Origin of the sequence: uncultured Mucilaginibacter sp. (genome assembly GCF_903913935.1) — a bacterium.
Taxonomy (GTDB): Bacteria; Bacteroidota; Bacteroidia; order Sphingobacteriales; family Sphingobacteriaceae; genus Mucilaginibacter.
Genome location: NZ_CAIWNH010000235.1, coordinates 1 through 9,728, shown reverse-complemented (window position 1 = coordinate 9,728; position 9,728 = coordinate 1). Strand labels below are relative to the sequence as shown.

The 9,728-nt window shown below is 41.7% G+C and carries 9 protein-coding genes; 4 read left to right on the top strand and 5 right to left on the bottom strand.

The window, feature by feature from the left end; all coding sequences use genetic code 11:
• From QZY09_RS09115 to QZY09_RS09105, 3 genes are all read right to left on the bottom strand, one after another.
• Positions 1–1,249: protein phosphatase 2C domain-containing protein (locus QZY09_RS09115; protein WP_295671391.1), on the bottom strand; the 1,249-nt coding region annotated here is incomplete at its 3' end.
• Positions 1,250–1,344: 95 nt separating this feature from the next.
• Positions 1,345–2,298: a hypothetical protein gene (locus QZY09_RS09110; protein ID WP_295671389.1), complete on the bottom strand. Its 954-nt coding sequence runs from the start codon at positions 2,296–2,298 to the stop codon at positions 1,345–1,347.
• 7 nt (positions 2,299–2,305) lie between these two features.
• Positions 2,306–3,625 (bottom strand): serine/threonine-protein kinase, encoded by a 1,320-nt coding sequence (locus tag QZY09_RS09105; protein WP_295671386.1) that lies wholly within the window; start codon positions 3,623–3,625, stop codon positions 2,306–2,308.
• 291 nt (positions 3,626–3,916) lie between these two features.
• On the opposite strand from QZY09_RS09105, the gene QZY09_RS09100 reads away from it, so the two are divergent.
• Positions 3,917–4,882 (top strand): formyltransferase family protein, encoded by a 966-nt coding sequence (locus tag QZY09_RS09100; RefSeq protein ID WP_295671383.1) that lies wholly within the window; start codon positions 3,917–3,919, stop codon positions 4,880–4,882.
• Here the strand turns inward: QZY09_RS09100 and QZY09_RS09095 are convergent.
• Together QZY09_RS09095 and QZY09_RS09090 are read right to left on the bottom strand one after the other, a co-directional pair.
• A complete protein-coding gene (locus QZY09_RS09095; protein ID WP_295671381.1) occupies positions 4,869–5,792 on the bottom strand; it encodes a PorP/SprF family type IX secretion system membrane protein in 924 nt (307 codons plus the stop codon). The two genes, QZY09_RS09100 and QZY09_RS09095, sit on opposite strands and share 14 nt — an antisense overlap.
• A gap of 184 nt (positions 5,793–5,976) precedes the next feature.
• Positions 5,977–7,218: a cadherin-like beta sandwich domain-containing protein gene (locus QZY09_RS09090; RefSeq protein ID WP_295671378.1), complete on the bottom strand. Its 1,242-nt coding sequence runs from the start codon at positions 7,216–7,218 to the stop codon at positions 5,977–5,979.
• 457 nt (positions 7,219–7,675) lie between these two features.
• Between QZY09_RS09090 and QZY09_RS09085 the strand changes: the two genes are divergently transcribed.
• The 3 genes from QZY09_RS09085 to QZY09_RS09075 form a co-directional block, all read left to right on the top strand.
• On the top strand, positions 7,676–8,614 hold the full coding sequence (locus tag QZY09_RS09085; protein WP_295671375.1) for a hypothetical protein: 939 nt from the start codon (positions 7,676–7,678) through the stop codon (positions 8,612–8,614).
• A gap of 12 nt (positions 8,615–8,626) precedes the next feature.
• Positions 8,627–9,130: a hypothetical protein gene (locus QZY09_RS09080; protein ID WP_295671372.1), complete on the top strand. Its 504-nt coding sequence runs from the start codon at positions 8,627–8,629 to the stop codon at positions 9,128–9,130.
• Between the two features lies 1 nt (position 9,131).
• Positions 9,132–9,728, top strand: a 597-nt coding sequence (locus tag QZY09_RS09075; protein WP_295671369.1) for an aspartyl/asparaginyl beta-hydroxylase domain-containing protein, incomplete at its 3' end; no start/stop codon positions are given.

Genomic DNA, 9,728 nt, shown 5'->3' with positions numbered 1-9,728 from the left:
TGACCAACGACATACTATCCAGCAGAACGTTTTTACATTTTGCAGAAAGCTGAAACGCAGGGCCCATATACCCTGAATCACTTTGCAAAACAATTTTACCCTTTGCTTTAATAGTTAAACTATCCTTATTGATTTGTATAGCTTCACTGATAAGTAAAGGCGCTGTGAAGGATGTATCTGATAATATTAAAACACGTCCTTTTACCTGGTCTATAGCCTGCTGTAATTTTATTTCCTGCTTATTTTTTTGCTTTTTAACGAGTACCGTTGATTGCATAGGCTGAGAAGGCAGGTTACCCTTGTTTTTCATGTATTCATAAACGGATACTGCCAAAAAAAACAGCACCAACACATATAACAGGGTTACCATGCCGGTTTTGCTTTTTGTTTTTCGCAGCTTTTCCGTTGGCTCACGATCCCCCGCTGTTAAGGGATTGGTTTTGATACCCGTACTTTTATTCCCACTCGCTACAGGTTTCGCGGTTTCAAACTGAACTTTTTCCTTATTATTCTGAACCAGAACAACCGTTATATTATCCGCCCCGCCGTTTTGGTTAGCAGCATCAACCAATTGATGGCATTTTTCTTTTAACGATGCATCAGAAGACACAATTCCGTTTATTTCAATACTGTTAACCATATCAGTTAATCCATCACTGCACAGTAAAAGCATATCTCCTGTAAGGAACGGCGACTGACCGGTTTCAACATATTCTTTATCATCCCCTAAATGCTTATCAAGGCCCAAGGCTTTATTGATCTCGTTGCGTTTGGGGTGTTTCATGGCCTCTTCTTCGGTCAACCTCCCCGAATCCTCCAAAAAACCTACAAACGATTGGTCATGCGAGATTTTTACCAGCGAATTGTCCCGCACCAGGTAGAGCCTGGTATCACCCACATGGGTAAAATAAAACTGGTTGTTTTGTATATCAGCCAGCACCAGTGTACATACACATGCCATATGTGCATGTTCTTTAGAACTTTGCTTTTCCTCCAATATCTTTTGGTTAGCCTGGTTAAAACAATCCAGCATCATAGGGATGATCTCACCTGACGGTTTCTCCAGCCTTTTCAAAATAACTTCGCGTGCCAGTGCAGCGGCGATTTCGCCTCCGGCATATCCGCCAACGCCATCAATCACACTGGCAATAATGAATTGATTATTGGCGGTAATCTCTGCAACGAAAGTATCTTCATTGTTCTTTCGTTGCTTGCCTGGGTCGGTTATTCCGAAAAATTGTTCAGTCATTCGGTTTACGTGAGTTTTTTATATCAAAAAAATGAGTTGCCAGCAAAGCCACACAAATAATCAGTATTCCGGAGGATAATATCTGCGACATTTTTTTATGATTTAAAAATGTTTACGCCGACTATTCCATTTAGTAAAATCTTCGAATTTACCGGGAGCTCAACCCATGACGGCGAGTTGATATCACTTTTAGTCACCTTATTTTCATTGAGGATTGTCAATTCGCCAAACGAGGCTAAATAAAACTTGCCATCCGATTTGTTATACCTGATTTGTAAATGTGGTGTGTTTACCCACTCTGACGGGATTTTAAAAATGTCACTTTCCTCCCTTGTCTCGTCTTCTCCCGAAACCACAATTTCATCATCAATCATTAAATACTCCACCTTTTTGCCTGCAAACTGTTTATCGGGCAATATAGTTTCAAACCGCGCAAATTTCTTTTGGGCCCTGCCTGATGGTACATATTCAATATTACCCGCTTCTTCTACATAGGGAAGTTCATAGTAACCTTCGCTATAATAATTAAAGCCATTCAAAATCTCCTGGCTAACGTCAAAAGTCTGTGCTATGCCTGTTTGTCTTGGAATAAAAGTAACCCTTAAGTTTTCCTCTTTTTTGGTGCTGCCAGGTAATAATTTTCCGATAAAACCTATATCTCCCCTGGCATAGTCGGGGTGCGAAACCAGCCTGAACACCCATTTCGAGCTGGACGGTTCAACCACCTTGCCCGCCATGCGGTATTGTTTTAACAATTCATAAAACTTTTTTACTGTCTCATTAATTATGATTCCGAAAATGCCCTGTTTGTTATGCATAAACTCAGCATAATCCTCGGCATTAAAACTAATAATGTACTCGTGATAAAAAACGATCCTATCCGCGAAAGACAGCAACCTGATGGAGTCATTAAATTTTTCTATCACATAATTATAAACATCATCAGGCGTAAGTGTCAGCTGCTTTTTTGCTTTGCTGTTATTGTTATCGCCATTTAAAAACCAATCCTGGATACCTAATCGCTGCCAGATAGTACTTTTTGCCGCCATTTGATCGTTAATTGTTAGGTTTACTTGAGGTATCTGCAACTGTGCTATCAGGATGCGTCTGCGGATTCATACCCGCTTTAATTGCATTAAGCGTAGTTGAATCAACCAGCTTTTGTTTTTCCCGGTGTTTCCTGGCGTAATATTCGTTGGCCACTTGTTCGGAATCGATAGTCTTTGGTGTATCAACAACCGTTTTAGCGACAGGGTTAACAGGAACAGCGGATTTGGAAAACAAAGAATAGCCGGCTAATGCCATAAACACGAATAATAAAACCATAAATCCGTAAAACACCGGTTTTGATAAATTGATCATTCCAGTGTCTGCGGGCGGTGTATAACTGGCTGCAGATACGGGTGGAGCTACTTCTTCAATTGCTACCTGAATAACTTTGGAATTATTTCCCCTACCGGCGTTAATATCGGCAATACTATTTTCAATAATTGCCTCCTGTAATTGCATCCCATTTATATACCGGTTCTCGGGCAATTTTTCAAGGCAATCTGCTATCAAATCCAGCAACCATCCAGGCACCTGCATTTCCCGCTCTTTTTGGGTCGCCGTCCAATTTTCGGGGAGATGCTGCCGGCGTAGCTCTATCAGGTCGGGTAACGCCGATTCCATGTGCGCTATCATCACCGTATTCCTGGCAGTTTCGCCGTTGTCCTTTAATGGAAAAGGCACCTGGCCTGCGAGTAATTCGTATAAAATCACCCCATAGCTATATACGTCTGTCTGAAACAGCATTTTCCCCTCATTTTGCTCGGGAGCCATAAATTCGATGGCACCTGCGTGCCGCATACTGCTGCGGCGTTGCTCATCAGACATCGCCGACAGACCGAAATCAAGCAAAATGTAATTTCCTGAATGTATATTAAACTTTACATTATTGCTTTTAATGTCGCCATGTTTTACCCCAACTTTATGGCAATGGCACAGGGCATTTGCAAGTTGATCGGCTACTTTTATCGTTTCTTTTATGGTAAAAATAGCTCCATGAGGCGGTTTGAGCAACTCTTCAAGGTCGGGCCCTTCAATGAACTCCATTTCTATAAATGGGAATGAGCCGCTTTCGGTGATACCAGAATTTAGTATTTTAACCACATTGGGATTAGGCACCTCATTTACCTTTTTCAGTTTATCTACCTCGTTCAGAAAGTTACGGTAGTTTTTATCATCGGTGCTTTCGGTGTGAATAGGCGTTGGTAACAATTTAACAGCGCTGATGATCGGCCCAATCCGTCTTCCTTTATAAACTGACCCTTGTCCCCCTGTGCGCAACGCACCCATGTTTTCCAGACCTTCAGCAATTGTAAATACTTTACTCATTCTTTCTTTTAAGCTTTTTCCAGTTCAAATACCACTGTTAGTTAACGTCAATAAATGTATTATGTTTATATCAATTATGATAAAGTTTTGCTTTAAAAAACACATTTTCGACTTACAATAACTAAAAAGTTAATCTGATGCTCAATTTACCACAATACAACCACATACCTTTACAATATAAAAATATAAACGCTGGGTTAACGGGCTGGGTAGCTTTATATTTTATTTTAAGTTGCAAATTTCTATTTTAATAGTTTAGTTTGCTGATATTTATCGCCAACCCTTATTTACGTGAAAATAATTTTACTATCAGGCAGCATTTATGCTATCCCCTCCCTGCATTTTTTAGCCGGGCAAAACATGATTGAAGCTGTTGTCTCGGTTGGAGATGTGAATAAATATAATATGCAATTGGAGCAAGCCTCAAAGCATATGAATATTCCTTTTGTAAGGTTAAATAAAGATCAGCTCCTTACAGATTTCAAAAAAATGTTGCTTGAAACCAGCCCTGATGTGGTTTTGGTGTTTGGGCTGGGCTGCAAGGTTCCGTCAGAATTATTTAAAATCCCAAAAAAAGGTTTTTATAACGTACATTTTAGCCTATTACCAGCTTACCGAGGCCATAGCCCGGTTTTCTGGCAACTTAAAAACGGCGAAACGACAGGTGGAGTAACGATACATAAGATCAATGAAAAGTTTGATGACGGCCCTATTTTAGCTCAACAAGCGGTTACCATATTTCCGGGAGACAGCTATGGTATTTTTTCGGCACGTTTAGGGATAGAAAGTACGATGCTTGTTGGTAATGCCATGATGCAGTTAAATATGCCCGGAGAGGTGGTTTTAACCGAACAGGATAGGGAAAAAATCAGTTACGGCCCAGCTCCTTTGCTGAATGACCTGAAGATCCACTGGGAGACTCAAACGGCAAAAGAAATCGAATGCCTTGTAAATGCCAGCAATCCCGATTACGGAGGCGCTATTACGTTATTGCGGGGCCAGCCAATTCATATACTTGAAGTGAATATGGCACTGCTAAACAACCCAAACCCGGAGGGAGTTACCTCGGGCACTATTGTTCATTCTGACCCTAACTATGGCATATTTGTTGCATGTATAAACTCAGAATATTTAAGGCTTAATATTCTGCAATCTCATGAAGGCATACTATCAGGTTTTAAACTGGCCGGCATGGGTGTTATGCCGGGTGAAAAGTTTGACACCGTTCCGGAAACCGCAGATTTTACAGCAATTTAGGCGAATTTGCCCCGCTACCAAAACGATAGCTCAAAGTCACCTCATGCGTCGGAATATTTATACCACCAAGATCCTGCGATGCGGTATTGAACTGGTAACTGTAGCCGATATGGAAATTGTCAACATTGATGGTTATAATACCAGCCGCCTGTTTGGTGGTACGATAGTCAACACCGATTCCTAATTGTTCTTTCAGTATGATAGTACCTGAAATATCTGCTGTTAGCGGAACCCCTTTTGTATAAGCTACAAGCGCCGCAGGTTTAAATTTAATGTCTTCATCAAGATCCATGAGCAATCCACCTGCAAAATAGTAGTGGTTATCAAAGTTAATACTGCTTTGTTGAGAAGCGGTGCCTAAACTGGTTATGGTCAGTTCAGGCACAGATATCCCGATATAATAAGTGTCACTGTAATACATCACGCCGAAACCAATGTTGGGTTTAATTGCCCTTAAGTTATTCCGGAACTGCGGATCGTTTGGATCTAGTTGCGAATAATTGGCCACATAATCTCTGACACCTGCATTTATTGATACCGCCAGGAAATCATTTTGTCCTAATTGTATGCCTTTGGCAAAATATGCGTTGGCTTCCGTTTGGTTTTCGATCGCGAACTGGTCATTCAACACGATCAACCCTGCGGACGCATTGATGTCCTCAAATGGCAGGTTCAAAGTTGCCAGAAATGTGGTTGGAGCCCCGGGAATCCCTATCCATTGTTTTCTTGCCAAAGTACTCACAGAGCCAGCCTTGTCAAGTAGCGAATAGGCAGGATTTAAAGGAGTTAGGTTATCCATATATTGGGTATATGTTAACCCCTGTTGCTGGGCACAGGCACTGTTTATGCCTGTCAGCAACAATATAAATAACGCCAATAATTTTAATCGTTTTGTATGTTTTTCCTTCATATAGCCTCTGTCAACCTACCGGCAAAGTATAATAGGTTTATGTTTTCGGTATTTTCCGGAAATTTATAAACTATTTTACGAAAAACATAAAAATAATTAGGTGTTGGTAAAAGATTGTTATAAAAAAAAACAACCTTTAACCTCACTTTGATCCTCATGCGGAATATACGCTATCGGGTGGTTATCAATACTTCAGCACAATAAATCCAGTTTTGTGTTGAGTTACGCCATTGACGCTAACGTCAAGTGAATAGAAGTAAGTTCCCGGTAATTGCATTGTGCCGTTTTTATTGGAATGACCATCAAATACCTTTGTACTGTTGTCATATCCTTTGGCCTCGTATACCAGCTGCCCGCTCTTATTCATGATCTGCAGTTTGTTATCCGGATAATTGGCGATGCCATCAATCAACAGGAAGTCGTTGATGCCATCCCCGTTTGGCGACAGGCCCTGGTGTACCGCGATCTCTTCACCCATCATTTGCGGATGATCAGTAGGATTTGTTACACTTATTGGTTCATAAACGGTGTTCAATGACCCTGATGCACGGGTTACCGTTATGGTATAGGTTTTGGTAGTGGTGCCGTTTTCGGCCGTTACCACCGTGCTGATCACATTGGAACCTACAATTAAAGGAATAGCTCCTGAAGCGGTACCAGTACTTACCGCAGAGCCATTTACTGTTATCGTTGCCAGGGCATCGGCGCTTTTTGGAGTCACCATTACCGATGTTACTGAATTGGCCACTGATGCGGTATAACTGGTAGTTGCTGTTGCAAACGCAGGTGTTAATGTACCGGCGCTTATCGTTAAGCCCCAAAGGTTGGCATTGGCAGGCAACGCACGCGTTACCGTTATTGTATAAGTTTTGGTGGTGGTGCCGTCCTGGGCCGTAACTACAGTTGTTATGGTATTGGGTCCTGTATTTAACGCGATGGCACCTGAAGCCGTACCCGAACTTACTACAGCTCCATTCACCGTTATTGTGGCCAGTGCATCGCTGGTGGTTGGCGTTACGGTTACCGAAGTTACCGCATTCCCAACTGATGCAGTATAACTGGTAGTTGCAGTTGCAAACACTGGCGACAATATCCCGGCGCTTATCGTTAAGCCCGAAAGGTCGGCATTGGCAGGCAACGCCCGTGTAACTGTTACGGTATAGGTTTTGGTGGTGGTGCCGTTCTGTGCTGTCACCACTGTAGTAATCACATTGGTACCGACACTTAACGGAATAGCGCCCGAGGCTGTACCAGTATCGGGCAGGTTAAAAGTTTGCACGCCATCGCCCCCGAAAGTGGTACCTATTAAAGTGTACAATACTTCGTTATTGGCAATTGATTGTGTTTGGCCCTGGCATAACGCCCAGCCGTACGGTGCGTAAGTCCCGGCGTGTGCAAAGATAGCTCCGACGTAAGCTTGATCCATATATTTAGGTTTTAATAAGGTTTTAAATACTATTTAGATTAATATGCATAAGATTCAGGATGCTAAAAACAACCCACAACAATCAGCGGGCTAAGCGCTTTAGACATCCAATATTAGAGAGTTTTTTTTTAATATCCAAAGAAAAAAAAATATTATTTTTCCGAATTAACTACCAAGTAATTATTAAAATAAGTAGATTTTTAAATAAACGACGATGATTTAAATCACAACTTTTCGGATTGCGTAAAATAGCTCATTTGGCGCCTGTATTCGCACAGTCGTTTAGCCTCAACAACAAATTCATTTAAGCAATTCAGCCCCATCCATTAACCAATAAATAACTACTATTCCTTTAAGGAAACAGGCTAATAAAAAAAGACTTTATAACAATCAACATAATTTTTTCTTTTCAAAAATAGTAATACATTTAAGCACTGATAGCTTAAAAAATTTCACAATGAACAAACCGAGAAGATTATTTTTAAACCAATTATCTGTTATTGCCGGTGTTGCGGCTTTAAATAAGCCTGTTAGCGCACTGGCATCCGTAGCCAAGACTGTTGGTACTTTAGGTGTTTCGGGAAATGCGGTTACGGTTTATCACACCAACGATATGAACGGCCATATTGGCGCCGTTTATAAAAACCTTGGCGGAATGCGCCAAATTAAAACGGCACTTAAAAATCAATCAACCCGCGGGCTTTTGTTAGATGCCGGCAATTTTATGAGCACTTCAACAGACAGGACGCAACGCCGGGAAGTTATCGGTTTAATGAATTCAATGGGTTACCATTGCGCGGCTTTGGGCGAAAATGAATTAAAAGCGGGCCAGGATAAATTAGTTAACCTTATCCCCTATATGCAATTTAGCTTGCTGAATTGTAATTTAAAGTTTGATAATGAACTGGCAAACCTGGTGAAGCCTTATGCTATTATATACAACGGCAATTTAAAAATAGGCATTACCGCAGTTTGCCGCCAGTTAAAGGGCATTCGCTATAATGATGCTCTTGAAAGCGCTAACCGCGTAGCCCGGCTATTAAAAGAAACCGAAAATTGTAACATGGTGATCTGCCTGTCGCATCTTGGCCATATCAAGGGTAGCGACCTATCAGAAAACCAAAAACTTGCCGAACAATCTGTGCACATCGATATGGTGATTGCCGGTAATGAGCCTAAATTGATGCTGAACGCGCATATTTTGCGCAACAAGGTAAAACATGAAGTAATTTTTGCCCAAACAGCCAGCGACGGCTTGTTATTTGGAAGAACCATCATCAGTTTTGACGATGCTAAAATGAAAAACGGCACCACGACCAATCATTTTATGGCGGGTGGCAAATCGTATGCGGCAGAGTTGTCAGCAATGCAACTTGCAAAAGAAGTGCGCGTTTAATATTTTTGGTAGGTGAACCAAACCGTTATTGATACCATTACCAGTTTTCTTGAATCAATAGGACTATCCGTTGTAACGCGTAACATAGAAAAGGAAACTTTTTTGCCGGGCTTACTATTGGAAAATGGAAAGATCATTATTGACCCCGACAAATTATTGTACCCTGGCGATATATTGCACGAAGCGGGGCACCTGGCAGCGTATGAACCGGCTGTTCGCGAAACAATAGGCGATCCCCTACCCGCGTACATGATCGACGGATTTGAAATGATGGCGCTGGCCTGGTCTTACGCCGCATGTTTACACATCAAGCTTGATCCAGCTGTCGTTTTTCATGATGACGGCTACAAAGGCGAGGGCAGCCATCTTGTACAAACGTTCGCCCAAGGCGGCTATATCGGCCTGCCAATGCTGCAATACTTAGGCCTTGCGTACGACAAAAAAAAAGCGGCTGAGTTAAATGCCTTACCATACCCCAATATGATACGCTGGTTACGCGAAACACAAACAATATAATATGGTGCGCTACGCAAAATTGTCGCTCTCCTTTGATGTAAAGGGGGTACAAACCGAAATAAGTGCTTTGAATAACGTATGGCAACCCCATATCAATAAATATCACTATAGTGGGTCGTGGACGGTTTTGGCGCTGCGCTCGCCCGGCGGCGATCATACCAACAATATTCCCGAACTTATGGGAAAGCACTGTGAGTATGGCGATAATATTTACATGGATAGCTTCCCTTCAGTTAAGGAACTACTTTCAACAATTGAATGTCCCCTAATGTCGGTTCGTTTTTTAAACTTACAGGCAGGCGGTAAAATAAAAGAACACACGGATAACGAACTTGCCTTTGAAAAAGGCGAAGCCAGGCTCCATTTCCCTATATTTACCAACCCGGCAGTTGAGTTTTATTGCGAGGGTGAGCGTATTTTTTTGCAGGAAGGAGAATGCTGGTATTTAAATGCCAATTTACCGCACAACGTATCGAATTTAAGCGACAAGGATAGAATCCACCTTGTAGTGGATTGTAAAGTGAATGATTGGTTAAGTAAAAAGATCAATACATCCGAACATATCGCTGTAAAAAAGGAGACTGTTGACGATAACATG